The organism is Streptomyces sp. ALI-76-A (assembly GCF_030287445.1).
In the GTDB taxonomy this organism is placed as follows: Bacteria; Actinomycetota; Actinomycetes; order Streptomycetales; family Streptomycetaceae; genus Streptomyces.
On record NZ_JASVWB010000004.1, the window covers coordinates 917,603 to 943,233 of the forward strand.

23 protein-coding genes and 1 pseudogene are annotated in these 25,631 nt (G+C 69.7%); 15 read left to right on the plus strand and 9 right to left on the minus strand.

Going from position 1 to position 25,631, the window contains the following annotated elements; translation table 11 throughout:
* Nucleotides 1-12: 12 nt before the first annotated feature.
* Nucleotides 13-324 (minus strand): DUF1490 family protein, encoded by a 312-nt coding sequence (locus QQS16_RS40145; RefSeq protein WP_286067575.1) that lies wholly within the window; start codon nucleotides 322-324, stop codon nucleotides 13-15.
* Between the two features lie 248 nt (nucleotides 325-572).
* Here QQS16_RS40145 and QQS16_RS40150 point away from each other — a divergent pair, with 248 nt between their 5' ends.
* The 12 genes from QQS16_RS40150 (at nucleotide 573) to QQS16_RS40205 (ending at nucleotide 14,052) form a co-directional block, all read left to right on the plus strand.
* Nucleotides 573-1,514: a metal ABC transporter solute-binding protein, Zn/Mn family gene (locus QQS16_RS40150; protein ID WP_286067576.1), complete on the plus strand. Its 942-nt coding sequence runs from the start codon at nucleotides 573-575 to the stop codon at nucleotides 1,512-1,514.
* 86 nt (nucleotides 1,515-1,600) lie between these two features.
* Entirely contained in the window at nucleotides 1,601-2,398 is a 798-nt protein-coding gene (locus QQS16_RS40155) for a metal ABC transporter ATP-binding protein (protein WP_286068148.1), read from the plus strand.
* Nucleotides 2,395-3,276, plus strand: coding sequence for a metal ABC transporter permease (locus QQS16_RS40160; protein WP_286067577.1), 882 nt, complete (start codon nucleotides 2,395-2,397; stop codon nucleotides 3,274-3,276). Before QQS16_RS40155 ends, QQS16_RS40160 begins: the two co-directional genes overlap by 4 nt.
* Nucleotides 3,277-3,808: 532 nt before the next feature.
* Nucleotides 3,809-4,456, plus strand: coding sequence for a choice-of-anchor M domain-containing protein (locus QQS16_RS40165; RefSeq protein ID WP_286067578.1), 648 nt, complete (start codon nucleotides 3,809-3,811; stop codon nucleotides 4,454-4,456).
* Nucleotides 4,456-6,135 carry a choice-of-anchor M domain-containing protein gene (locus QQS16_RS40170; protein WP_286067579.1) on the plus strand — a complete coding sequence of 560 codons (1,680 nt, stop codon included), beginning with the start codon at nucleotides 4,456-4,458 and terminating at the stop codon, nucleotides 6,133-6,135. The genes QQS16_RS40165 and QQS16_RS40170 overlap by 1 nt, the downstream gene beginning before the upstream one ends.
* An 86-nt stretch (nucleotides 6,136-6,221) precedes the next feature.
* Nucleotides 6,222-7,754 (plus strand): anchored repeat ABC transporter, substrate-binding protein, encoded by a 1,533-nt coding sequence (locus QQS16_RS40175; RefSeq protein WP_286067580.1) that lies wholly within the window; start codon nucleotides 6,222-6,224, stop codon nucleotides 7,752-7,754.
* Between the two features lie 8 nt (nucleotides 7,755-7,762).
* Complete coding sequence (locus QQS16_RS40180) at nucleotides 7,763-9,340, plus strand: TIGR03773 family transporter-associated surface protein (protein WP_286067581.1); 1,578 nt, start codon at nucleotides 7,763-7,765, stop codon at nucleotides 9,338-9,340.
* Nucleotides 9,333-10,076, plus strand: coding sequence for an anchored repeat-type ABC transporter ATP-binding subunit (locus QQS16_RS40185; protein WP_286067582.1), 744 nt, complete (start codon nucleotides 9,333-9,335; stop codon nucleotides 10,074-10,076). Before QQS16_RS40180 ends, QQS16_RS40185 begins: the two co-directional genes overlap by 8 nt.
* Nucleotides 10,073-10,951, plus strand: a complete 879-nt coding sequence (locus QQS16_RS40190; protein ID WP_286067584.1) for an anchored repeat-type ABC transporter permease subunit — start codon at nucleotides 10,073-10,075, stop codon at nucleotides 10,949-10,951. Before QQS16_RS40185 ends, QQS16_RS40190 begins: the two co-directional genes overlap by 4 nt.
* A 344-nt stretch (nucleotides 10,952-11,295) precedes the next feature.
* Nucleotides 11,296-12,060, plus strand: a complete 765-nt coding sequence (locus QQS16_RS40195) for a methyltransferase (protein WP_286067586.1) — start codon at nucleotides 11,296-11,298, stop codon at nucleotides 12,058-12,060.
* Nucleotides 12,061-12,475: 415 nt separating this feature from the next.
* The gene (locus QQS16_RS40200; protein ID WP_286067587.1) at nucleotides 12,476-12,853 is read left to right on the plus strand and encodes a hypothetical protein; all 378 of its coding nucleotides are present in this window, start codon (nucleotides 12,476-12,478) and stop codon (nucleotides 12,851-12,853) included.
* A 32-nt stretch (nucleotides 12,854-12,885) separates the two neighbouring features.
* Nucleotides 12,886-14,052: a GTP-binding protein gene (locus tag QQS16_RS40205; RefSeq protein ID WP_286068149.1), complete on the plus strand. Its 1,167-nt coding sequence runs from the start codon at nucleotides 12,886-12,888 to the stop codon at nucleotides 14,050-14,052.
* A gap of 754 nt (nucleotides 14,053-14,806) precedes the next feature.
* On the opposite strand, the gene QQS16_RS40210 is transcribed toward QQS16_RS40205, so the two are convergent.
* From QQS16_RS40210 to QQS16_RS40235, 6 genes are all read right to left on the minus strand, one after another.
* Nucleotides 14,807-15,127, minus strand: a complete 321-nt coding sequence (locus QQS16_RS40210; RefSeq protein WP_286067588.1) for an ArsR/SmtB family transcription factor — start codon at nucleotides 15,125-15,127, stop codon at nucleotides 14,807-14,809.
* 59 nt (nucleotides 15,128-15,186) lie between these two features.
* Complete coding sequence (locus tag QQS16_RS40215) at nucleotides 15,187-15,489, minus strand: hypothetical protein (RefSeq protein ID WP_286067589.1); 303 nt, start codon at nucleotides 15,487-15,489, stop codon at nucleotides 15,187-15,189.
* A 382-nt stretch (nucleotides 15,490-15,871) separates the two neighbouring features.
* Entirely contained in the window at nucleotides 15,872-17,056 is a 1,185-nt protein-coding gene (locus tag QQS16_RS40220; protein ID WP_286067590.1) for a GTP-binding protein, read from the minus strand.
* A 6-nt stretch (nucleotides 17,057-17,062) separates the two neighbouring features.
* Complete coding sequence (rpmF, locus tag QQS16_RS40225) at nucleotides 17,063-17,233, minus strand: 50S ribosomal protein L32 (RefSeq protein ID WP_286067592.1); 171 nt, start codon at nucleotides 17,231-17,233, stop codon at nucleotides 17,063-17,065.
* 208 nt (nucleotides 17,234-17,441) lie between these two features.
* A complete protein-coding gene (locus QQS16_RS40230) occupies nucleotides 17,442-18,530 on the minus strand; it encodes a GNAT family N-acetyltransferase (RefSeq protein ID WP_286067594.1) in 1,089 nt (362 codons plus the stop codon).
* A 1,087-nt stretch (nucleotides 18,531-19,617) separates the two neighbouring features.
* On the minus strand, nucleotides 19,618-19,947 hold the full coding sequence (locus tag QQS16_RS40235) for a hypothetical protein (RefSeq protein ID WP_286067595.1): 330 nt from the start codon (nucleotides 19,945-19,947) through the stop codon (nucleotides 19,618-19,620).
* 606 nt (nucleotides 19,948-20,553) lie between these two features.
* Between QQS16_RS40235 and QQS16_RS40240 the strand changes: the two are divergent.
* From QQS16_RS40240 to QQS16_RS40250, 3 genes and pseudogenes are all read left to right on the plus strand, one after another.
* Nucleotides 20,554-21,246 (plus strand): annotated as a pseudogene (locus QQS16_RS40240) (transposase); the annotation flags it as partial.
* Between the two features lie 250 nt (nucleotides 21,247-21,496).
* Nucleotides 21,497-22,507: a trypsin-like serine peptidase gene (locus tag QQS16_RS40245; protein WP_286067597.1), complete on the plus strand. Its 1,011-nt coding sequence runs from the start codon at nucleotides 21,497-21,499 to the stop codon at nucleotides 22,505-22,507.
* A 211-nt stretch (nucleotides 22,508-22,718) separates the two neighbouring features.
* A complete protein-coding gene (locus QQS16_RS40250; protein WP_286067598.1) occupies nucleotides 22,719-23,102 on the plus strand; it encodes a hypothetical protein in 384 nt (127 codons plus the stop codon).
* A 126-nt stretch (nucleotides 23,103-23,228) separates the two neighbouring features.
* On the opposite strand, the gene QQS16_RS40255 is transcribed toward QQS16_RS40250, so the two are convergent.
* On the minus strand, nucleotides 23,229-24,209 hold the full coding sequence (locus QQS16_RS40255) for an anti-sigma factor RsbA family regulatory protein (protein WP_286067599.1): 981 nt from the start codon (nucleotides 24,207-24,209) through the stop codon (nucleotides 23,229-23,231).
* Entirely contained in the window at nucleotides 24,206-25,102 is an 897-nt protein-coding gene (locus tag QQS16_RS40260) for an MEDS and STAS domain-containing protein (RefSeq protein WP_286067600.1), read from the minus strand. Before QQS16_RS40260 ends, QQS16_RS40255 begins: the two co-directional genes overlap by 4 nt.
* Between the last annotated feature and the right edge of the window lie 529 nt (nucleotides 25,103-25,631).

Below are 25,631 nucleotides of genomic sequence, written 5' to 3' on the forward strand. Positions count from 1 at the left end.
GGTGATCGCCCCTCAGTGCTCGTGGTCGTGGTCGTGCCCCTCGACACCGACCGCCGAGGGCGGCGGCGCCTCCTCGCCCAGCTGCTCCCTGGCCTCCGCCAGGAGATCTCCTGCCTTCAGGCGGGCCTCCTCGGCGGCTTCCCCGAGCCGTCGCCCGGTGGTGATGCCGCCGGCGATACCGGTGACCAGAAGCCGGCGGGCCAGGGGCTTCGCCTTGGGCGCGGCTTTGGCGGCTCCCCGCAGCACGAGTACTCCGGCGGTTCCGGACAGGGCGTAGTGCGTGATGCGGCCCGCGACCACACCCGCGAAAGCGGCGGGATGCATCAGGGCCTCCTTCCGCGGAGGCGATTCATCCGTTTTGCGTACGGTAAGTCCATTCTCGTCGTTCGGTGGATAGCGCGCATCAGCGGCCAGCGGGGCAGGTCGGGTCGAGGCGACAAAAGGTTATTTCCTGGTGATGATGGTCAATGGAGTGGCTGGAGATGGTCTCGACATCCGTTTCCATTGAGCGTGGTGCTGACGTCGGAGCGGCTTGAGTTCGGCGGACACCCCACCTTGCTGCGGAGGAATCCATGCGTGCGTCTGCGTCCCGGCACCTGGCCCCGCTGATGACCGGCGTCCTCCTGGCCCTCCTGGCCGGGTGCGGCGGCTCGTCCGACTCCGGGAGCGACGCCGACTCCTCGCTGAGCCCGGCCTCGGCGTCATCCATCGCGGTGGTGACCTCAACGAACGTCTACGGGGACATCGTTGAGCGGATAGGCGGTGGGCGGGAGAAGGTCACCTCCATTATCGGCAACCCCGACCAGGATCCGCACTCCCACGAGGCCGACACACGGAACCAGTTGGCGCTGTCCAGGGCGAAGGTCGTTGTCGAGAACGGCGGAGGCTACGACGACTTCATCGACCGCATGCTGCACAGCACCGACAACTCGTCCGCCGAAGTGATCAACGCGGTCGAGGTGTCCGGGAAGGCCGCTCCGGCAGGCGGGGAACTCAACGAGCACGTCTGGTACGACTTCCCCACGGTGGGGAAGGTGGCCGACCGGATCGCCGTCGCCCTGGGAAAGGCCGCCCCCGACGCCGCCGCCACCTTCATCCAGAACGCGGAGGACTTCAAGGCGGGGCTCAAGCCGCTGGAGGCGAAGGAAGCGCAGATCAAGGCGGATCACGGCGGCGCGGAGGTGGCCATCACCGAGCCTGTCCCGCTGTACCTGATCGAGGCGAGCGGGCTGACGAACGCGACACCGGAGGAGTTCAGCGAGGCCATCGAGGAGGGCGACGACGTCTCCCCGCGCACCCTGCGGGACACACTGGCGCTGTTCACCGGCAAGAAGGTCGAGGCGCTGGTCCACAACGAGCAGACCTCCGGTCCACAGACCGAGAAGGCCGAGCGGGCGGCCGAGGGAGCCGGGATTCCCGTCGTCCCCGTGACCGAGACGCTGCCCGAGGGTGAGGACTACCTCGGCTGGATGACTGCCAACGTCGACGCGCTCGCGAGCGCGCTGGACAAGTGAGGCGACCCGTTGTGGCCTCCTTGCCCCAGGCCCGCGAGGGCAGGACCGAGTATCCGGACCGTGGTGCGGACGCCGCGGTGATCACCATGCGCGGCGCGGCCCTGTCCTACGGCGAGCGCGTGTTGTGGCGGGATCTGGACCTCGGCGTACGGCCGGGCGAGTTCCTGGCCGTGCTGGGCCCCAACGGATCGGGCAAGACCAGCTTGGTGCGTGCCCTGCTGGGTCAACGGCGCCTGTCGGCGGGCACCTTGACGGTTCTCGGGCGCCCGCCCCGCAAGGGCAGCCGGCACATCGGCTACATACCGCAGCAGGCGACACTGTCGGCCCACACGATGCTGCGCGCCCGGGACCTCGTCCGCTTCGGCATCGACGGGCACGGCTTTGGACCCAGGCTGCGCACGAGCGCCATCCGCCGCCGGGTCGACCAGGTCCTCGAATCGGTCGGGGCGGCGGCGTACGCGGACGTCCCCCTGGGCCGCCTCTCCGGTGGCGAGCGCCAGCGCGTACGCATCGGACAGGCACTGGCCACCGACCCGCGCATCCTGCTCTGCGACGAGCCATTGCTCTCCCTCGACCTGCGCCACCAGCGCGCCGTCACCGAACTGGTGGACGCCCGGCGCCGCTCACACGGCACCGCGGTGGTCTTCGTGACCCACGAGATCAACCCCGTGCTCGGCATGGTGGACCGCGTGCTCTACCTCGCTCGCGGCGGCCACCGGGTCGGCACGCCGGACGAGGTGCTCACCTCCGCGTCGCTGTCGCGGTTGTACGGCACGCAGGTCGACGTCGTCCGTGTCCGTAACCGGATCACGGTCGTGGGCGATCCGGACGAGGTGGCCGAGCCTGCGCACCACCCCGGAACGCGTCACGGAGCACGGCCATGACCCTCGCCGACGGGATCTGGCAGCAGATCTTCAACTTCGACGACTACGGCGAACTGCTCGCCCTGGTCCGCAACTCCCTCATCGCAGGCGCCGCGCTCGGCCTCGTCGGCGGCCTGGTGGGCGTCTTCGTCGTCATGCGCGACCTGCCGTTCGCGGTGCACGGCATCAGCGAACTGTCGTTCGCCGGCGCCTCGGCGGCCCTGCTGCTGGGAGTGAACATCGTGGGCGGCTCGATCGTCGGATCACTGATCGCCGCGGGAACGATCGGCCTGCTGGGCTCCCGCGCCCGGGACCGCAACTCGGTGATCGGGACCATCATGCCGTTCGGCCTCGGGCTGGGTGTGCTCTTCCTCGCCCTGTACGAGGGACGGGCCGCGAACAAGTTCGGCATTCTCACCGGCCAGATCGTCGCCGTCGACACGCCGCAGATGTCCTGGCTGCTGGGCACCTCCGCGCTGGTCCTGGTGGCCTTGGCGGTCATGTGGCGGCCCCTCGCCTTCGCCAGCGCCGACCCGGAAGTGGCCGAGGCACGTGGCGTGCCCGTCCGCGTGCTCTCTTTTGCCTTCATGATCGTCTTAGGCCTGGCGGTCGCGCTCTCGGTGCAAATCGTGGGGGCGTTGTTGGTCCTCACCCTCGTCGTCACGCCCGCGGCCGCCGCAGCCCGGATCACCGCCTCCCCGGTACTGCTGCCCGTGCTGAGCGTGGTCTTCGCGGTCGCCTCGATCGAGGGCGGGATCCTGCTGGCCCTGGGCAGCAGCATCCCCGTCAGCCCCTACGTGACCACCATCTCGTTCGCGATCTACCTGCTCTGCTGTGGCGCGGGCATCCGCCGGACCCAGCGGTGGGGAGCCAGGAGAACGGCTCCCGAGGCCGGCTGATCATCACGCACGTGCCTGTCGCGGCACGCGTGGGTCCGCGAGATGCCGCCGCGTCGGCTCCGGGAGTCAGTCAGGCGTCACAGCAATCTCATTGCCACTCCTCATGGAAATGATTATCATCTTGCTTGTGTCCGAGTGGACATGGGCATGACCTGGGGGGTCTCTTCTGCGTACCTGAAAACGCTGCTTCGCCGTCGCTTGTCTCGCCGGTGCCGCACCGGCCATCACTGGGCTCAGCGCGTCCGCCTTGACCGACGACTTCGGCGTCCTCACGGCGAGCGGAACCCGCTGGTTCGACAGCGACACCGCCGCCACCAGCCAGAAGTGCGGGACCCTCCCGGTCGGCGCTCATGCCCACGCCGGCTGGGCCTTGGACGAGCCGGGCGTCCACGTCCTGGATTCGCCCTGCGTGCCACCGACGGCGACACGCGGCGGTCCGAGACGGAGACCCGCACCTTCGTCGTCGCCGGCTGAACGGCACAAGACGTCTCATTCCACACTCATCCTCATTCATGATCCCAGGAGGATCACCTTGCGTACTCTTGCCCGCACTCTCACCCTCTCCGGTTCCCTCGCCGCGGCAGTCGCGCTCGGCGGCCTCACGGCCTCGCCCGCACTCGCGGCCACCACGCTGTCCAGCGGTCACGTCGACGTCCTCGACGCCGAGTGGGACGGTGCCGACCTGCACCTGCACGTCCACGACGAGGAGACCGGGACCGAGTACGAGCCGGCCGACGTGACCCTGTCGGTGCCCGCGGCGGCCAAGGTCGCCAACCCGGGCTACGGGTTCCTCGGGTCGGGCAGCCAGGTCTGGCTGCTGCCGGACACCGAGGCCGAGGCCGACGCGGCCGGTGTGCTGTTCCCGGGCATCTCCACCGAGCACCTCACCACGGGGATCCTCGCCAATAACAACGTCACCTACCGGCTGGTCAGCGCCACCCGCAATGGTGCCGCCACCGAGGACTTCAGCATCTACGCGGGCAGCGGCAGCCGCTGGTTCGACAGCAACACCGCCACCACGAGCTTCAAGTCCAGAAGCTTCGCCGTCGCCACCCATAACCACGCCAACTGGGCCTTCGAGGAGGCGGGTACCTACCGGCTCACCTTCCGGGTCCAGGGCACGGTCGGCGGTGTGACCGAGTCGGCCACCGAGACCTTCACCGTCGTCGTCAGCTCGTGATGGGAGCCCTGACGCGCGGCAGACGCGCCTACACGGCCGCGGCCCTCACCGCGGCGACCGCAGTGCTCCTGGGCGCGGCAGGGCTGGCCTCCGCCGACGGCAGCGGGGCGACCCGCGCCGTCGGCGGTTCCGTCGTCCTCGACGAGGGCGAGCTCGACTTCACGCCCCGTACGGTCGACGGGAAGCTGGAGTTGCAGATCGAGGAACTCGGTGACGGCACGCGCGTTGTGCGCGAGCCGTCGGAGGTGGTTCTGCATGTGGGGCCGTCGGCCCTGCAGCACACATCCTCCCCGCTCGCTGAGGCGTTCGGCCTGATCAGTCAGGACACATGGCAGCTCAACGGCCAGCAGGCGGCGGCGATCTTCGCCCCCGAGCCCGGTTGGAACGGCTCCGAGGCGGGCGGAGACACCGAGGTGACGCTGTCCGGATACACGGGTCCCGCGGTGTTCGGGATGGCCACGTACACCTTCGACATGGAGATGGCGGACGAGCCGCCGGTCATGTTCCTCGGCAGCGCCGATCCCGCTCCGCGCGCCTTCACTCTCGACGGCAGTGGCGAGCGATCCACTCCGACCTGGCTGTTCGAGGCGGAGGGCGTCCACCGGCTCACCTTCACCGTGACGAGCGGCGGTTCCAGCGACACCGAGACCCTCGCGGTGGTTGTCGGCGACGACATCGACCCGGCCGGTGTTCTGCCCGGCGACGGCTCCACCCCGACGGCTTCCCCGACGGGTTCGCCGACCGGCTCGGCGACCGCGAGCCCGTCGCCCACCGCCCCGGCCGCGCACGTCATCGCCGAGGGCCACGTCGACATGGCGGCCCGCCCGGCAGACGGCGACCTGGAGTTCCAGATCAAGGAAGGCACTGAGCTCAACCACAAGTGGTACGAGCCGGGCGAGGTCGTCATGCACGTACGGCCGGCCGCCAGGCGGAAGATCCCGGATGGGTACGCGTTCCTCGGCACCCCGGGCGACGCGGTGTGGTGGCTGCCGCTTCAGCAGAACGCCGGCATCGTGTGGCCGGGCTGGAACACCACGGAGTACGCCAAGGCCGACCTCGACGGTCGCGTCTCCTTCCGCCTGGACTCCGTGCAGGGCCCCGGGAACATCGCGATGTTCCACAACGACGCGATGGGTGTCCCGGTCGTCTCGCTCAACAGCGGTGACGGTCTGCCCGACGCCCATACCCTCGGTGCGGGCACACACAGTCACTTCGACTGGGTGTTCGGTGCCGAGGGCGTCTACCGCACCACCTTCACGGTCAGCGCGACGCTCGCCGACGGCACGAAGGTCAGCGACACGGAGACCATCGCCTGGGTGGTCGGGGACGACACGGATCCGTCGACCGTGACGCCGGGCGTGGGGGACGAGCCGACGGCGACGCCGACGGCCACCCCCTCGGGGTCGGCCTCCGTGTCTGCGACCGTGACCGCGTCCCCTTCGGTGTCCGCGTCCGGTTCCGCGTCCGCTTCGGATCCGGCAACGGACCCGGGCTCCGGCTCCTCCGGAGCCGGCGGAGGTTCGTCGACCGGCGGCAGCGGAGGCAGTGGCACCCCGGTGTCCGGAGGGCTCGCCTCCACCGGTGCGCGGGTCGGCACGATCGCGGGCATCGCCGTGATCGCCGTGCTCATGGGCGGCGGCGCGGTGCTGTTCGCACGACGTCGCCGTACCGCCCAGTGAAAGCTTCGCGTACGACGGACCGGCGCCTGGCAGCCCTCCGGTCCGTCGTACGCGGGATTGTCCTGTTCGAGAGAAGGAGGAGCCCCATGCGGGGCCATCCCAGACGCACCATCACCACCGCCGCGCTGATCTCGGCGAGCGCGTTACTGTCCGGGTGCAGCGGGCTTCAAGCCGGCTCGTCGGACGCCGAGTTGACGGTGTCCACGACCACGGCGGTCATCGCCGACCTCGTCGAGCAGGTCGGCGGTGACCGCGTCGACGTCACCTCGATCGTGCCGCACCACGGCGACCCGCACTCCTACGAGCCGAGCCCCGGTGACGCGGCCGAGGTCGCCAAGGCCGACGTCGTGTTCAGCAACGGCCTGCTGCTCGAAGAGCCCGGGATCATGAAGATGGTCCACACCAACGCCCAGAAGTCCGCCCCGAAGATCGAGGTCGCCGAGAAGCTGGAGGAGTACGGCGGCACGGTCATGAAGCTGGAGGAGGACCTGGGGCTCGACGTGCTGTGGCTCGGCTGGGCCGTCGAGGGTGAGGTCGCGGGAGACGGCTCCCAGGTCCGTACGTCGGCCACGAAGCTGGAGGGGCCCGGCGAGCTGCGGGTGTATCTCACCGACACGCTCGGCAAGCCCAAGGTGTACATCGACTCCGCCGACGGCCTCGACGACTCCGACTCCTTCACGCTGCCGCCCGAGGCTCACACCCACGTCAACTGGGCGTTCAGCGAGCCCGGTACGTACCGGCTGACCGTCGGGGGTCGGACCGAGACCCTCGACGGGAGGAGTGAGGAGATCGGCAGCGGCACCTTCACCTTCACCGTCGGCGACGACGCCGAGGCGCCCGAGGGCGCGAGGGTGCTCGACGGCGGCCACGCCGACGTCGCCCTCAACGCCGAGACGGGGAAGGTGTACGTCCGCGCGGACGACGACGAGAGCGGCGAGCCGGAGCGGCTCGCGGCCGACGGCGTGGTGCTCGACGTGCCCGACCGGGCCAGGGCGGCGATACCGAAGGAGAAGCCGTACTCCTTCCTCGGCGAGGCGGGCGACGCGCTGTGGGTGCTGCCGCAGGCCGTGATCGGCAAGCACGTGCACGGTGACATGGATCCGCACGCCTGGGCGGACGTCGCCAACGCCGAGGCGTACGTCCGGCGGATCGAGGCCGAGCTGATCAAGGCGGACCCCGACGGGAAGGCGACGTACGAGAAGAACGCCGCCGCGTACCTGAAGACCCTCGGCGCCCTCGACGAGGAGGTCGCGCGGAAGCTCGCCACCGTGCCGGAGCGCAACCGCAAGCTGATCACCACTCACGACGCCTTCGGCTACCTCGCGAAGGCGTACGGCATGGAGATCGCGGGTTTCGTCGTGCCCGTGCCCAACCAGGAACCGAGCGCGGCCGAGGTGGAGGAACTCGGCAACACCATCCGGGAGAAGAACGTCCCGTCGGTGTTCCTGGAGCCCAACCTCGCGGCGCGCGCCGACGTGCTGCGCAGGGTCGCTGAGGACGAGGGGGTCGGGATCTGCACGATCTACGGCGACTCGTTCGACGACAAGGTCGACGACTACGTATCGATGATGCGGCACAACGCGACGGAGCTCGCGAAGTGCCTGGGGGAGGACGCCTGATGAGGGGCATGCCAAGAGGTCAGCGGGTTGCTGTGGCGGTGGTCCTGGCGGCCACACCGGTGGGACTGGCGGGAGGCGGGGTCGCCGTCGCGGACGACAGTACGGCTACGGCTACGGCTACGGCAGGGCAGGGGCTCGGCCGGATCGCCTATGCGGACGGGACGCTGACTCTGGATCCTGCGGACGGCGCCCAGATGGTCGCCGTCGACGACGCCGGCGTGGCAGACGCCTCGGCGCCCGGGTGGGACACCACCGGCGTACCTGAGGGCGCGGTGGCCGGGGACACCGTCCGGTGGTCGCTGACCGGGCTCGAAGGCCCCGGCGATCTGAAGGTGTACGCGGCCGAGGGCGCGAAGCAAGGCGACTCCACTGAGGACGCGCTGTTGTTCGACAGCGCGGACGACCTGCCGGACGAGCACCAGCTCCCGGCGGGCCGAGAGGGCGAGACCCGGTGGGAGTTCAGCGAGGACGGCACGTACCGGGTCATCTTCGCCGCCGAGGCCACCGCGGCGGACGGACGGGAGCTGTCCGTCGGGACCGTGTACACGGTGGTGGTCGGGGGCACGGCGGCGGACGGGAAGAACACGCCCACCGAGGAACCGGTCATCGAGGAGACCCCCAGCGAGGAGTCCTCCGAGAGGCCGCAGACCCCGGCAGCGGCAGGGAAGGCTGTGCCGGAGGCAGCCGCAGCCGGACGGCGCACCGCCCTGGCAGCCACCGCGGCTGCCACGGACGTCGTGTCCGAGAGGAAGGTCCTCGACGAGGGGCACGTCGACTTCGCCGCCCGCGTCGTCGACAACAAGCTGCAGATCCACATCAAGGACGGCACCGACTCGGGCAGGACCACCTGGCGGGAGCCCTCCTCCGTGGTCCTGCACGTCAAGCCCGCGGCCAGGAACACCCTGCCGGACAGCGACGACTTCGCGTTCCTCGGCAAGGGCGGCGATCCGGTGTGGCTGCTCGACCAGGTGCAGCAGGAGGGACTGCTGTGGCCCGGCTGGTCGACGGACAACATCAAGGCCGGGGCGAGCAAGGGAGGCGTGGAGTTCTCCCTCACCAAGGTCGACGGTCCCGGCACCTACGCGCTGTACACGTATGACGCGATGTCGGGCGCGAACGTGCTGTTCAACAGCAAGGACGGGGTGCCGGACTCCTTCGACGTCGCGCAGAACACGCACGCGCACGGCGGGTGGGCGTTCACCAAGGAAGGCACGTACCGGCTCACCTTCAAGATGAGCGGAACGCTCGCGAACGGCACGAAGGTCTCCGACACCGAGACGGTGACGTTCGTGGTCGGCGACACCGACCCCGGCGCGGTGACGCCGGGCGACGGCACCGGCAACGGAACCTCCGCAACGCCCGGGACCTCGGACACACCCGGGGCGTCCGATCCCTCGTCCTCGGGCACCGCGGGCGACGGCTCCGGCTCCACGGGCGGCTCCTCGACCGGCGACTCCAGCGACGGCTCGATGGCCTCCACCGGCGCGGGTCAGGTCGTACTGCTCGGCTCGGCCGCCGCCGCACTCACCGCCGTGGGCGCCGCGTCCTTCCTCGCCGCCCGGCGGAGGAGGACCGCACGTGGCTGACGGACCGGACCCGCTGCTGCGGGTCACCGGCGCGACCGTCGTCCTCGGCGGCAGGACCGCCCTGGAGCGGGCCGGCCTGACCGTCGACGCGGGCGAGCTGGTCGGGCTCATCGGCCCGAACGGCGCCGGGAAGACGACCCTCCTGCGGGCAGTCCTCGGGCTGGTGCCGCTGGCCGGGGGAGAGGTGGCCGTCGAGGGGCGGACCGGGCGCAGGGCCGGACAGCGCATCGGATACGTGCCCCAACGGCACGAGTTCGCTTGGGACTTCCCCATCGACATCGCGGGCGCGGTGCTCACCGGCCGCACCCGGCAGATCGGCTGGCTGCGCCGCCCGGGCGCGGCGGACCGGGCGGCGGTGGACGAGGCGCTGGAGCTGACCGGACTCACCGCACTGCGCCGGCGACCCGTCGGTGAGCTGTCCGGCGGCCAGCGGCAGCGGGTCCTGGTCGCCCGCGCCCTGGCCGCCGGGCCGCGCATCCTGCTCCTGGACGAGCCGTTCACCGGAGTGGACGTCCCCACCCAGGAGTTGCTGAACGAGTTGTTCGGCCGGCTGGCCGCGGAGGGCAGGGCGCTGCTGATGACCACCCACGACCTGGCTGCCGCCGCCCGTACCTGCCACCGGGTGGCGCTGATCAACCGCACGGTCGTCGCGGAGGGCGGCCCCGAACTCCTCGCCGATGCCGGTCAGATGCTGCGGGCGTTCGGCCTGGACCGCGCGATCGGAGTCGTAGCGTGATCGAGTTGCTCACGGACCCCTGGCAACTGCCGTTCATGCAGCGGGCGTTCGCCGTCGCCGCGGTCATCGGCCTGGTATGCGGAGTGGTGGGCGTGTATGTCGTGCTGCGCGGCATGGCATTCATCGGTGACGCCGTCGCCCACTCGGCCTTCCCCGGCGTCGCGCTCGCCTACGCCTTCGAGGGAAACCTCCTGCTCGGCGGCGCCGCGGCCGGCATCACCACGGCCGTACTGATCGCCTTCGTCTCCCAGAACCGGCGGCTCAAGGAGGACACCGTCATCGGCGTCTTCTTCGCCTTCGCGTTCGGGCTCGGCATCGTCCTGGTCTCCACGCGCGACAGCTGGACGACCGACCTGTCGTCCTTCCTCTTCGGCCAGGTCCTCGCGGTCAGCGCGGCGGACGTGTGGACCGTGGCCGCCATCGGGACCGTGCTGATCCTCGTCGTGCTGGCGATCGGCAAGGAACTGGTCGCCGTCAGCCTGGACCGGGAGGCGGCACGCGCCGCCGGCCTGCCGGTGTTCCGTCTCGACCTGGTCCTGTACGTGCTCGTCACCACGACGATCGTGATGTCCCTGGAGGCGGTCGGCAACATCCTCGTCCTGGCCCTGCTGATCACCCCTGCGGCCACCGCGCGCATGCTGACCGAGCGACTGTGGGCGATGACGCTGCTGGCCTCGCTCATCGGCTGCGCCGGAAGTGTGGCGGGCCTGTACGTCTCGTACACGTACGACCTGGCCGCGGGTGGCTCGGTGGTCGTGGTCCTCACCGGTCTGTTCGCCGTCACCTGGTGTCTGGCACCCCGCCACGGCCTGCTCGTGAAACTCGTCCGACGCCCGGACCCCACTGCCACCGTCCCCACGTCCGTTGGACCATGACGGCCGACGAGCGGCCCGCGCGCCCTGCGGGTCCGCTCGTCGCGGTCGTCACGCGGGCGCGGGAAGCGTGTGGCTCCGGCCACCGCCCACGGGGTGGTGGCGGACGGACGCGGCAGCGCCCGGCGTCCGTCGCCCGTGGTGCACGGTGACTGCGTCCGCTTCCTCCGCTGCCTCGCGCGGTTGGTGTGGTGCGGGGGACGATCTGCGGGGCCGATGCGAACTCCGATTCCGACGGCTCCGCTCTGCGCGTCGGCTCAAGGGTTCGCGATGCGTGCGCCCGCCGCCCGTCGATGCCGGAGGGACGGTGCGGGAAGGTAACTGTTCATCACGGAGAAAGGCCACCGATGGCCAACACCATCACGAGTGAGGCCGACCGCGCCGATCAAGGGCTCGGTTATGCCGTCAACGGCCCCTACTACGACGTGATCTTCCCCGAGTCGGTACGGGTCTCGCTCACGGACGCCCTGGGGCGGCTGGTGTCCGGGGCCCGCGCGGTCGCGGAGATCGGCCCCGGCACGGGCGTCTTCACCGAGGCACTCCTGACATCGCTCGGGCCGGACGGTGAGATTTTCGCGATCGAGCCGACGCGTATCATGCGCGCTGCCCTGGTGACGCGTCTGTCCCGCATACCGGCAGCCGCCGACACCGTGACCGTCCTGCCCGAGGATGCGCTGACGGCCGAGGTGGGCATACCGCTGGACGCCGTGGTGCTGTTCAACTTGATCATGCACTTCTCGCCGGAGCAGCGCGTCCGGCTCTGGCTCAAGTGGGCCGGTGGGCTCCGCCCTGGTGGCCTGCTGATCATGGAGTCGCAGCACCCTCAGACAGCGACGGCCGTACCGCCGTCGGTCATCCCCGGAGGCATGCTGGGTCGGCACCGCTACGACACCCTCGCGCGGGCGGACATCGTGGGTGAGGACCTGATCCGCTGGGTGATGACCTACCGGACCTGGCGTGACGACGAACTGATCCGGGAGGAGACGGCGGAGTTCGACTGCCATGTCGTCTCCGACGAGACGCTGGCCGCCGAGCTGTCGGCGGTGGGTCTCGAACGTCACCCGGCCGCGCCCGAAGGCATCCAGGCATGGCGGCGTCCGAAGGCACTCTGAGCGCGTCCGCTCAGACGGTGGGCGGGTCTTCCAGACGCCGGCCCTGGGCGCGGCTGTGCTTGGTCCGTGAGGCGACGTGACACCCGCCGCGATCGAGCAGTTACCGGCGGGTGCCGAACAGCCGGTGAAGACGGTCCGCTTCGTATGGCGTCGTGCTGGTCGCGATGCGCTCGGAACGTGGTGGCCAGTTGCTGGGCATCCGCTGTCTGAGCGGCCACGTTCCCGCGCCCGGCGCCCCGCGCACGCCCTGACTGCCGCGCGGCCGGCTGCTACCTGGAGCATCCTGCGTCCCTCGGTGTTGACCCTCATCCGGCCGTGACGATCGGCGGCGATGTCAGGACGGCGAGGGTCAGCAGGGCGCCCGCTGTGCTATAAAAATGGCAACCATTTTCAATAGCTGGAGGAGGGGTGTGGTTTGAGTGACGCGGCACGCGGCGGTGAGAGCCGTCCCTTCACCCTCGTCGTCTGCGCGTCCTGTCACGCCGAGACCAACGGGCTGATGGATGGTCTGCGTCGCGCTGTCCGGGGCTGCCTCCACGGGGTCATGGTCTCCACCGGTTGCCTGGAGAAGGTTGTGCACTGCCGGTCGGACCGCGGGCTGCACGCCGCTGTACAGCCATGTACGGCGGATCGCAGGCCGGCCGGGGCCGTCGTACGGCTCGGCCCGCTGGTCACCGCGGCCGATGCCGAATCGGTCGGTGCCTGGCTGCGGGCCGGAATGCCCGACGACGGGACCCTGCCCGACCGGCTCCGCGCGGCGCCCGCCCCGCAGCAAGTCGCCCGCCTCAACTGAGGGGCGACGACGTGTGGAAGGGCCTGTTGAGCGTGGTCGCCGGCAAGACGCCCGGCGTCCGGGGCGTGGGCGTCGATCGGTTGCTGCGGCTGTCTCCGCGCGCCGTGGTGCTGGCGGTGTCGATCCAGAGCCAGGAGGCCGGGTACCCGGTCGTCCAGCGTTTCCTGTCGGGCGTCGACGCCGGCGTACCGGCGACCTGCTGGGCAGCCACGGGTGATCCTGTGGTGATTCTCCGTCAGGACTTGATGTCCCTGTGGCGTGATGCGGGCCCTGTGCACGTGGTTCTCGCTCTGCCGGGAGACGTCGATGTCCTGCCGTTCCTGGTGGAGTTGTGGCGTGCTCGCGTGGCGAGCGGCTCGCTGGGGGAGCACTTCGAGCCGGCACCCGTGGTGGTCGGAGTCGAGCCGTCGCCGTTCATGGCGGACGTCGGCTGCGTTCACCGGGCGGTACGACTGTGGAGCGGAGGGGAGCGAGGTGAGGTCCTGAGCCCGGCCGAATCCGCCGTCCGGCAGGTGGAGGCGGCGGACGTCCTGCTCGTGCCGGCTCCAGCGGGCGGTGACGGCGAACAGGCGCCCCTCGCAGCCAGGTTGGTCACCCAGCTCAACTCACGTGCCCGCCTCGTCACGCCTGCGGACATGGACGGAGCCGGGCCCGAGCTGCGGGCCTCGCTCGTTCGGGCCGTACCTTCCGCTGCCGAGGGGGAGTGGAGGGCGCGGCTGGAGCCGGTGACGGTTCCTGCCAAGGGGCACTGCGCCGACCGAGGAGTGGAGACGGTGCTCTGGGGGGCCCGCCGCCCTCTGCACCCAGGGCGGTTGGCGGACGCGCTGCCCGTCGCGATGCGCGGTGTTGTCCGCGGCCGAGGCCACCTGTGGCTGTGCAGCCGTCCGGACACCGTGGTGACCTGGCGTTCGGCCGGGGCTTATCTGGAGTTGAGGGAGGCGGACCGTTGGCTGGAGCCGGCGGACGGGCGCGCCTGGCAGGCGGCTTCGCCGCAGCGGCGCACCCTCGCCTCCTGGTTCTGGGACGACTACTACGGCGAACGCCGCACCGAGATCAGCCTGACCGGGACCGGTCTCGACGGCCCGGCGATCCGCTGCGCACTGGACGCGGCCCTGCTGACCGACGCCGAACTGTCGCTGGGACACGAGAGCTGGACCGCGGTCCCGGACCCGCTTCTCGGCGGTGCCGATCATGGGTGACCGCCGGGGCCAGGGCAGGCGGACCAGGTTGAGCCGGTACTCCTCGCCCTGAGGCAGCTGCTGCGCGGCGAGGCCGCTCAGCATGTCCTGGGTGGCGGCGGGCAGTTCGTCGCCCTTCGGGGCGGGAAGGCTGCTGCGCGTGCGGGAGGCCAGTACCTGGGTCCCGGGCCGCCACTCGGTGAGCTGTGCCGGATCGGCGTACGTCCACTGCGTCCGGGCCTGCCATTTGCGGAGAGCGTCGTGCTGGTCCTGAGTGTTGACGACGGCGGGGCCGGCGGTGTCGAGGGCCAGTGTCGAACCGGGGAGCGACCGGCCGGCACGTCGATGACGTGGTGGACGTCCGCCTCGGTGAGGAAGGGCAGCACGGCTTCCGAGGGGAAGAGGTACGGGCCGCCGGAGTCCACGGCGACGGTCTCCACCAACGTCTCGTCCGTGACCGACGCGGCGATCATCGTGTGGCGTGGCGTGGCGTGGCGTGTCGGCGAACCAAAGCTTCCGGGCGGCTCCCCAGATCGTTGGGTGCATCGCCTCCACTCCGGTAGTCGGAGGGAGTTCGAATGCCCGCGGCAGCCGGATCACGTCGGGTGTCGATCGCAGTGACGATCTTCTCGGCGCGGGGGACGGCGAGGATCGCGTCCGTCCTCCGGCTCTCCACCGCCACGGGTGTGCAGCGGGGTCAGTGGGGGCGACCTTGATGAGAATGGACCGATTATCAAGAGGTGCCCCGGCGTCGTGGTGCCGCGACGGCGCCGGGCTACTCCTGTGCGTGCCGGATGGCGTCCAGCACGATGTGGGCGATGTGCTCGTCCGTGAGGCAGTACTGGATCTCACGAGCCTGCCGTCGGGTCGTCACGATCCGGGAGTTGCGCAGTACTCGGAGGTGCTGCGAGGTGAGCGGCTGGCTCACCCCCAGCGCGGCGACCAACTCATGGACGTACTTTCCGCCCTGGGACAGCTCGCGCACGATGCCCAGGCGTACGGGGGACGCCAGCGCCTTGAGCAGGTCACTGGCGGCCTGCAGGTCGTGCAGCGGCTCGCCCGGCATGGCCGCCGAGGGGGGCGGGGCAGTTGTCACATGCGCACTTTAGCATGTGGCAATGATTTTCGGTTGCCTTCGCCGGCCAGGTGGACCGATCAGTGGTCGTCCCAGTGTCCGTCGTGGGCGGCGTGGCGGTGGCCGTCGTGCACGTAGTCGACGTGGTCCTCGTGCGGGACGGCGACATGGCCGCAGCCCTCGCCGTGGGTGTGCGTGTGGCCCTCATGGGCGGCGTGGCCGGTGCTCGCGCACTCGTCGACGTGGTCCTCGTGGACGCGGTGGATGTGGCCCTCGTGTGCGTAGTCGACGTGGTCGCCGTGCGGGACGGCGACGTGGCCGCAGCCCTCGCCGTGGGTGTGCGTGTGACTGTCGTGCGTGCGGTGTTCGGTGGCGGTGGCCATTTGGTGCTCCTGGATCGCGTTCTCGGATGGCCTGCGGTTCGTGCTCCGCAGACCGTGCATGGCGACATTAGCATATGGCGATCCATGCATATATGAGCCCGGGTTCGGCCGCCCCTCCCGGGGTGCGGACAGCGGCCCACCGCTGTCCGGGGGCGCGATGGCCGGTGGGTCACGCGGGCGCGGTTCTCGGATGCTCCGCCATGGGGGCCGCAGGCGTTCGGCGCCATGCTTGCCGCACAGGGCACGAATCTGACCCGGGAGAGTCCTCGTGTCCGACCGTGCCCGGTGCGTCTGCTCCCTGCCCCCTGAGGGGCCAGTCTGACGCGGATCGTCTACCGGGCCGAACGGTGCCGTGGCTGCGACCGCCGTCCGGCCCGGAGTCTCACTGTCCCGGCACTGTTATGAGGGGCTCGTGCTCGTGCGCGCAGACCTCGTCGAAGCCGTAGGTGTCCCAGGCGGGGAAGGAGTCGGAACGGGGGTGCCGCTCATCTTCCCTCATGAGGCAGTCGGTCAGGGACGCCCGCAGAGACTCGGCGTTCAGGTGGGTGCCGATGAACACGAGTTCCTGGGCGTAGGGGCTGTCGGCGTCACGCGCGGAGGAGGGCTCGAAGCGCGCCACCGAGCCGGCCTGGGACCACAGTCCCGTCACGCGCGGGCGGCTGGCCAGTGTGAAGAAGCCCTTGGACCTGAGCACCTGTCCGTAGGCGCCGCTGTCGAGGGACTCGGTCACGAACGTCCACAGCCGCCCGGGGTGGAAGGGCCTGTCGGAGCGGAAGACGGTCGAGGAGATGCCGTACTCCTCTGTCTCGGGCACATGATCGCCGTTGAGTTCCCGGACCCAGCCCGGAGCTTGCTGCGCTCGCTCCAGGTCGAAACGGCCGGTGCCCAGGACTTCGCCGATCGGTACGCGGCCCCGAACGGCCGGCACCACGCGGGCGGCGGGGTTGAGCCGCGCCAGGGTGGCTCGCAGCCGGTCGGTGGACTCCGCGTCCACGAGATCGAGCTTGTTGAGGACGATGACATCGGCGAACTCGATCTGGTCCATCAGCAGGTCGCTGACCGTGCGTTCGTCGTCCTCGTACTGATCCAGGCCGCGTTCGGCCAGTTCGTCACCTCCGGTCAGCTCGGGCAGGAAGTTGGCGGCGTCCACGACCGTGACCATGGTGTCCAGCCGGGCCAGTTCGTCGAGGGTGACGCCGTCGTCACGGGCAAATGCGAAGGTGGCGGCCACCGGCATGGGCTCCGAGATGCCGGAGGACTCGATGAGGAGGTAGTCGAAGCGCCCCTCGCGCGCCAGCCGGGCCACCTCTTCCAGCAGATCGTCTCGGAGGGTGCAGCAGATGCATCCGTTGGTCATCTCGACCAGGCGTTCCTCGGTGCGCGACAGGGCTGCCTCGCCGCCGCGGACCAGAGCGGCGTCGATGTTGACCTCGCTCATGTCGTTGACGATGACGGCGACGCGCATACCCTCCCGGTTTCCGAGGACATGGTTGAGCAGGGTGGTCTTGCCGGCACCGAGGAAGCCCGACAGGACGGTGACGGGCAGACGCGAGGGGGCGTGAGTCATGTGGTGTCAGCCTTCGGGATGGAGCAGGCCACGCTCGTACGGTTTGGCGAGCCGCTGGGGGACGCGGTACGCGGCCCCGTCCACCGTGACGGTCACCAGTTGAAGCGTCACGGCCGTCCACTGCGCCCGACGGTGCCGGGTGTTGCTGCGCGGCATCTTGCGTTTTGGTACGGCCATGTGGGCCTCCTGGGTGAACAGTGGGCGAGCGGGATAGACACTACATGAAAATGAATGTCATTAAGTAATGGGTCGGGACGTCGGGCGGGATCTGCGGTTATCCCGCACACCGCGTGGGTCGAGCGGCGGTCAGCCGGCACGCAGTCCATGGGGGATGGAAGCGAACAGGAATCGCCTGCGCTCGTCGTGAGCGGGCGCTCGGCCGGGGTCAGCGCTCCCGCATCGATCCGACGGCCCTGAGACCGCGTACCGCTGCACGCCTCAGCGCGGGCTGCTCGCGCACGATGCGGCGGGTGGCCCGCTTCGGTTCTTGGCGGAGCCAGTGCAGGGCAGCGCCAGGGCCGGTCGTGCGCAGTGCCCCCTCGTGAACCATGAGCTCCCCCGTTTTGAAGGAGTTCTTGTAGGCGGCGTCTCCTCTGCCGAAGTCGACCAGGTGGATGCCGGAGGCGGCTGCGGCCTCGATCATGCGCAGGTAGAGGATGCGTCCGGGTGAGAAGGTGGCGAAAGTGCGGTCGTAGGAGGGGAACCAGCAGGAGAGGATCGTGCGGGAGCGGAGGCCGAAGTGAGCGGCGACCGGGCGGTCGCCCGTGTAGAGCACCGAGAGGATGCCCGAACAGTCCGGTGACGTGGTGTCGGCGAGCAGGTGCACGAGGTTGGCGATCCACGTCTGTTGGAAGGGGTCGCGGCGGCCGGTGCGACGGTAGTGGGCGGACTTCCAGTCGACGAGGGCGCGCAGCGCTGTGCGGTTCTGGTCGTCGTAGACGAACCGCAGGGGGCCGAGGTGGCGGATCATTCGCCGTTCCTGGGCTCGAGTCGCCCTCAGGAAGCTTCGTGAGTGTGTGTGGAGGTGATTCTTGTACTGCTCGAAGCCTTGCGTGAGGTCGACCACGGGTGAGCCGAACTGGTCCTTCGAGTAGGGCAGGAAGAGGTGCTGACCGCTTTCGAGGTGGTTGAACTCCCAGGCGTTCAGGGAGCAGGCACGCATGAGGTGGTGCGGGTCCAGGTGTACGTCGTCGGGGTGCAGGACGGCTCCTTGGCAGTCGGATACACCCAGACCGAGTGCGCGACCGTGGCCCCATCGGCCCTGCTGGTAGGGGAAGTAGCCGACGGGTTCCCGCTTCCGGCGCAGGACCGCCACCCGAGTGTCGGGCCGCACACGGCCCACGGCTCGGGCGAACTGGGCGCTCATGAAGGGGTTGGCAGTGGCCGTCGCAGTGGCTTGCAACTCGTTCCAGAGAGCGCGGTCTCCTGGCGTGAGCTCGCCGGGGTGCACGATGTCGATGCGGGGGATGGTCATGGGGTCCCTGGTTTCCTGGTTGCGGGGGGAGGCGGGTGACCTGGCGGGGTCGCATGGTTTCGCGTCAGTCGAGCCGTGGGCGCTGAGACGTGCGGCGGTGACGGACGGGCCGGGGGCACGGGAAGCGACGCACATCGTCCCGTGACACGCGGCAGATTCGGGTGTGCGGAGGTGGCGCCGGTCCGCGAGCGCTAGGGAGGGCCTCGACGCCCGGGCGCGCCTGTGAGCAGCACCTCGGAGGAGCACTCCTTGTCCCCGCCCTCTCGGGCTTCGGACAACCGGCTCGCGTCCTCGGGCTCCACGCGCACAGCAGAGCGCATAACCGCTGGACGCTAGTGCGCAGACTGGCCTGCACCACGATGGAGAGCCGGAACGAGGAGCCACCGACGGCGCGAAGCGCGCACACGGTGACCAGAGTCATCGCCACGTGGACGGTGCCCCCTGTACCGCTGTGGATCGTCCCTTCCGTCGGGCCGGGATCAGAGGCGGCCAAGGCGTACCAGCAGCAGGCCGCCGCCTGCGCCAGGACCATGGCACCGAGGTCAGGCAGCAGGGCACCGGGCCCAGAGGCACACAGCAGCGCGCCCAAGAAAGAGGCAGCCGCCACCAACAGACATGCGGCGACGGAGGCGGCACGTGCGAAGACGAGGTGACAGCCGGCGGCTGCCAGTGCCGTCGCGGTCACGGCCAGGCCCATCGCCGGAAGCACCCCCGCCCCGGCCGCGCCGCCGGCCGGCGGAAGGCTGGGCAGGGTGAGCGGAAGCGGGTGCGCGGTCATGTCCCGTCCATGCTCGGCGAGATGCGTGGAAAGCACTCCCGAACAGGGAAACCGCCACACAAGAACATTCAGGCGACCCGGTCGCATCTACGGGTGAACGGGGCAGTCATGAAGCCCCGCTGATTCCGCCGGGCGGGCGGCAACGGCTGGGGTGCCCGTGAGGCAGGCGCGGAGGAGCCGTCGGCCATGGTCGAGTCCATCACTTCAACCAGCTCATCCGTCTTCTGCGGGACACGCCGGAGTCGGATGCCGACCCTGGAGATGGCGAGGAGCACGGCCATCGGCGTGCGCAGCTGGACCCGGGGCTGGCTACCGCTGCGCGTTTCGTGGCGCCGGCCGAGAACCCGACGGGCGAGAACAGCACACCCTCGACGGCATCGACGTCCTGCATCTTGCCATGAACTCGTCGACGAAGCGCACCTCCGGCTTCTTCCGCTGGTGATCTTTGGTCTCGCCGATGACCAGTCCGTCCGGTCGGTCCACGCGCACGTCCCACTGACGGCTCAGGCCGCTCCGGCCCACGACGGCGGTATGGTGCCTGACCTGGTCGATGTCCATGTAGACGGCCATCCATGCGGCGGCGTAGATCTTCAAGACCTTCCCAGTGGGGTCCTGCTTCTCGACGGTATCTGCCGTCACAGATGATCACGCTATCTGCCGCCATCGACATCAGCGGGCCGATGAGTCGTCGGGTGGGCCGGGACCTCAGGTGAGGGCGGTGGCCGCGGCGGTGGCCAGTCCGCATCGGCCGGCAGCGTCACCAGCCCGTCCGAGAGATGTGCCGCTCCCAGGCGCTTGAGCTTGCGCCACACCGCGATCCGCGGCGTCGAGGGCTCACTGGGCACCCGGTAGGACAGCAGCACCCACTCACCCGGCCCCCGCAGCGCGTCCCCCTACTGCCGATCTTCGGTCATGAACACCCTCCCGAAGGGGACGCAACCACGGTTTCATCAAGGTCGTGGTCGTGGGCAGGCGTACGGGGATGCCTTGCCCTTGTACGGAGACCAGCATGAGGACCTCCGCGTGCCGCGGCCCTCACCCGACGGCACACGTGACGACGCCACGACCGCCCGATTGAAAGAGGAGAACGCGCAGCTGCGGCACGCCCTCAGCTCGCACGTGATGGTGGACCAGGCCATCGGCATCCTCACCGCGCTCCATGGGCGTCCTCACCGCGCTCCACTGGCTCGCGCCGGCGGACGGGTTCGAGGTGCTGCGGGGGGTCTCCCAGCACACCAACACCAACAACGGGAGACGAAGCTAGACCGTATCGAGCACGTCTTGGACCGCTTCCCGGTCCGGGTGTTCGCCTTCGACGAGTTCGGCCCGCTCGGGACCGGAAGGCGTTGAAGTGGAAGGTGGTCGGGAAGAGCACCCGGCGTGCCGATCCGGCCCACCGGCGGCAGTTGCTGGGCCGAACAGACCCGGCCCGACCGGCTGCCGGCCACCTACCACCGTACCCATGGAGTCAGGTACTTCCATGGCTGCTACTCGGTGGGCGACGACGCGTTATGGGGTGCGAACCGCCGCAGGAAGGGGGCCGTGAACACGCTGGCCGCGCTGAAGTCGATCCGCGCCGCCCGCCTGGGCGGCGCCCCGATCTACGTGATCACGGACAATGTGTCGGCCCGCAAGGGCGCCGATATCCGCCGCTGGGCGAAGAAACACAAGGTCGAGTTGTGCTTCACGTCGACCTACACCTCGTGGATGAACCCGATCGAGGCGAGGCGCACTTCGGACACCGCGGCAGTTCACCATCGCCAACTCGAACTGTCCCAACCACACCGTGCAGGACCGTGCCGTGCACGCGTACCTGCGCCGGCGCAACGCCAACGCCCGCCACCGCGATGTCCTGGCCGCCGAACGCAAGGAACGCGCCCGCATCCGCAGCGAGAAAGGCTTCCGCTGAGCGGACACCCCCTCACGACCGCGGCCTGACTCGGCGCACCTACGCGGTCCCAGCACTAGACAGCGGCTGGGCGGCGCGGGACCGCGCGGTCCTGCCCACGACGTCCGGTGCCGGGACCGGCCGACCACGGAGCGGTTTCGGCCATCGTTTGGCATGCTCCTTTCACAATCGTGCTCGGGCGGGCACGCTGCTCCACTGTTCGCTCCACTCCGACTCGCACCGTCTGTTGTCCCGGGAGGCCGGCCTCGGCGCCCGGTCCCCACCGCAGAAGGAGTACGTGTGAGAGGCATACCTCGCGTCACCGGAGCCCGTGGCTCCCTCCTCGGCGCCCTTGTCGGCGTCACCGCGCTGTTGACGACCGGCGTCCTGGCCGCACCGGCCGGCGCCGCCCCGCCGAGGCCCGACGCCGCCGTGCGCTCGGTCTCCGCCGACGCGCAGCGCCACGCCCAGCAGTTCTGGACGCCCGAACGGATGAAGGCGGCGACGCCGCTCGACCTGGTGACCGTCGCCGACCGCGTCGACCGCGGCTCGGCTCCCGCCCAGGGCCGGAAGATCACCGTCGACCCCACCACACCGAACGCGGTACCCGTCGACGCGGGGGTCATGGCTTTCCCCAGCGGCGGCGGGCAGTGGACCGGCGGGGGTGCGGTCCTCTCCACGGCGGGGCGGGTGTTCTTCACCTACCAGGGCCGTACGGCGTCCTGCTCCGGTAACGCCGTCACCAGCGCCAACAAGAGCACGGTGATCACGGCGGGCCACTGCGTGAAGCTGGAAGGGGCCTGGCACACCAACTGGGTCTTCGTCCCCGGCTACCACGACGGCCAGGCTCCCTACGGCAGGTGGACCGCGTCGAAGACCCTGTCCACGCCGCAGTGGACGGCGAGCGAGGACATCAACTACGACATCGGCGCCGCCGTCGTCGCCCCGCTGGACGGAAAGCGGTTGACGGACGCCGTCGGCGGACAAGGGCTGGCCTTCAACACCGGCTACAACCTCGCCATGTACTCCTTCGGCTTCCCCGCGGCGTCGCCGTACGACGGGGAGAAGTTCATCTACTGCAGCGGCACCACCAACCGGGACTTCCTCCTGTCCAACGACCACGGCATGACCTGCAACATGACCGGCGGTTCGAGCGGCGGGCCGTGGTTCACGCAGTTCAACGAGTCCACCGGCACGGGTCTGCTGTCCTCGGTGAACAGCTTCAAGTACAACTTCCTGCCGAACCGGATGTACGGCCCGTATTTCGGTGCCGACGCCCAGAACCTCTACCAGACGGCTCAGTCGTCCTGACGACACGCACGGCCGAGATCCGCGACCACGGGCACTCACCCCGATCGTGGCTCTCGGCCGGCTGCGGACGGTGTTCCGGGGAAAGCCTCCAGCAGTGCGTCACCTTCCGTGCTGTGGGTGTGTCAATGCAACGGCCCTGTCTCACATGGGGTGTGACGGAGAGTCATGGAGGTCGTTGAGACGTGATCGAAGATGCCAAGAAGCGCGTTCAATGCGCGTCGCCGTACGTCAGCAGTACATGGACCCGGCCATCCCTGAGTTCGTGGGCATCACGGCCCCGGTCGTGACCTGCTGGACCGCAGCCCACGCCGACCTGCACTGGGCTCACGTCACCGCGCCGCTGAGGATTCTGGACTGGGAGGGCGGGGGGCAGGCTCCGGAGGGGTTCGACGCCGCCACACGCTACGCCTACACGCTGCTCCAGCCCGACACTGCCGCCCGCGTCCGCGACGCCTTCCCCCTCCTGGGCGGCCCGGCTGCCCTCGCCGCCGAAGCCACTGTGTGCGCCCAGCTGCCGCAGACCGTGGTCCGCGGCGACAATTCCACCCTCGAAGACCAGATCCGGGCTTGGTCCGCGGAACTCCGCCGCCGCTAGCGCCCTCGCTTCAGTGAAGCTCAAGCCGGACACGCTGCGCTTGGCCGGGCGTCCCTGGACGCGCCATGTCAGTGCCGGAGCCTGGTCTTTCGCTTGGTCCCGGCAGACGGGGCAGCAGCTGAGGGGTCAGATGATATTCAGGTGCAGGCGTACGGTGATGCCGCGCTCGGTGGTCTGGGCTTCCGTCAGGTCGCACAGCTGCCGCACGGCCCACAGGCCGTGGCCGCGTATCTGCTCGGGGTCCGGCGGCAGGTATCCGAGGGTCCATCCGGTCTCGGCACCATCGGCGGTGCTGCCGCGGTCCTTGATGTCGCAGATGACCCTGTGGCCGGTGCGCCAGACGGCGATCTCGCCAGCGCCGCCGCCGTGCTGGACAGCGTTGGTGGCCACTTCGTTGGCAGCGAAGACGAGACGTTCCGTCCCAGATGGAGACATTCCCAGCGTCGTTGCCGCCTTTGCGACGAAAGACCGCACAGCGTTCAGGTCAGCGTCGAAGCGCATGGCAACCTTTCCCTCGGCGGGCGGCGGTGACAGTTGCCTGTCCCAGACGCCGCCCAGGGGCTCGGCATAGTGTCCGCTGGTGTCGGAGGCCGGGCCGGTCACCAACTGAGGATGGGTGCGCCGGGCGTCGGCGACGACCTGCTCGGGCAGGGCCCGGGCGTCGTAGGGGCAGATGATCCACGCCGGGCAGTCGGCGAATGCGATGTTGATGACCGACTCGTAGCGGGTCCACTCGTCGGTTTCCAGCGCGTCACGTCCGTGCCAGACAGGCTCCCCGATCACCCGGACCCGCGGATGCCGACCGGTGGCGGTGCGCTCGTCGACGTAGCGGTAGTAGGCGCCCAGGGTCCGCCCGGGTGCCTTGTACCAGTCATCGGCCGCGATGAACTCCACAGCCTGGGCGGCGCTGCCCAGCTGTTGGCGCAGCAGGTCGATGTTGGCGGGTGTGGTGACGGCCAGCACTGCGTCGTCCTGCTCCAGGCCGTCCAGGCAGAACGGGACGGTCGCGGTCAGGAACTCCTCGTCGGAACCGTAGATCAGGCCTTGGTGGATCAGACGCGGGGACCGGTCCGGCCGGCAGGCGGGTGTGTCGATCGCGTTGGTCATCCCACGGCCCCCCGGGGAGTAACGACCAGGGCGTCCTGCTGGTCGAAGCCGGTCACGCTGATCACCTGGCACAGCATCGGGGTCAGTTCCACGACCCGCAGACGGCGGCCAGGTGTGAACTTCTCGGCGGTGTGCGCCAGCACGCGCAGGCCCGCCAGGTCGATGAACTCCAAGCCGCTCATGTCCACGCGTACGTCCCCTGGCCAATGGAGGGTGGTCTCCAGGGCTTCGGCCAGCGCGGTGGTGGTGCGGTAGTCAACGGAGCCGACGACGCGCAGGGTGCGTTGTCCTTCCGTGAAGGAGGGAAGGATGCGCAGCAGAGCGCTGCTGTGCAGTGCCTCGGCCTGCACCGTGCCGGGGTGGTAACGGTCGAAGGCGCGCAGCTGGTCGGTGCTGAACAAGCGGGCGTCGTACTGGCAGACGGCCGATGCGGGCTGGCCGGCGAACAGTTCATTGACCTTGGCCTCGTACTCGGCGAGCTGGTCGGCTCCGGGGACGTCGCGCAGACCCCAGCTCATCTCCCCGCTGACCCGGAGACCGGTATAGCCCGCTTTGAGGCTGTCGGCCACTTCCTGTTGCAAGGTGGCGACCATCGCTTCGGCGTCGAAGCGGCCCGAGGCGAGGTAGCCGTCATCGGCGGTGGCCACCTGCAACTGGCCGCGCGACACGGCGGCGTCCGCGTCGGCGCCGACCGACCGCAGCCAGCCGAGCACCGTGGCAGGGTCCTGCCGCTCCGCGAAGTACCGCACCCGCTCCCCAAGCGCCAAGCCCTTGGACAGATAGGCAGTGACCACCCGGCGCTGCTCGCCGTCGTCGGCGAACGCCAGGCACGCATGATCGCCGTGCCCCAGTTCTTGGACCGGCCGTTCCCTACCGTCCTGCGTTATCACCACTGCCTCACAGTCCTCATCACCCCGTGCCCGCCGGCACGCGTACACCCTTCTCCCATCGAGCCAACCCACAGACAGAACGAGAGTATCGCCCAGGCTCGACTCCTCGGCCCTCCGGCAGTTTGCCGGGGGGTAACCCTAGGCCGGCTGCTGCGCCGCGAAGGTGACAGCCGCCCACTCCGACCTGCAGTGAGCGGTGTGCATCGTGAAGGTGCTGGTCACAGGTCTGGCGTGAGTTGTCTTCGGCGTACTCGTGCTGGACGTCGGCGGCAGTCTGAGGTGTAGATCGTCTGGCAGGTGCGGGTTTTGCGATGGGTGGACCTCGAGGTGCATGAGCGGACCACCGCGCGCCGCGCGGAACGGGGGCACCGAAGCTGCTGGGCTATTGCGGGAGCAGAAGCCTTTGGTCGGGTCACCAAACTTTCTCACCCAGCAGCGCTCCGGCGACGACAAACTTTCTCACCCAGCAGCGCTCCGGCGAGGACAGGACGGATACTGCGCCGTTGACACGGCGAACACGACGAGACCGCGA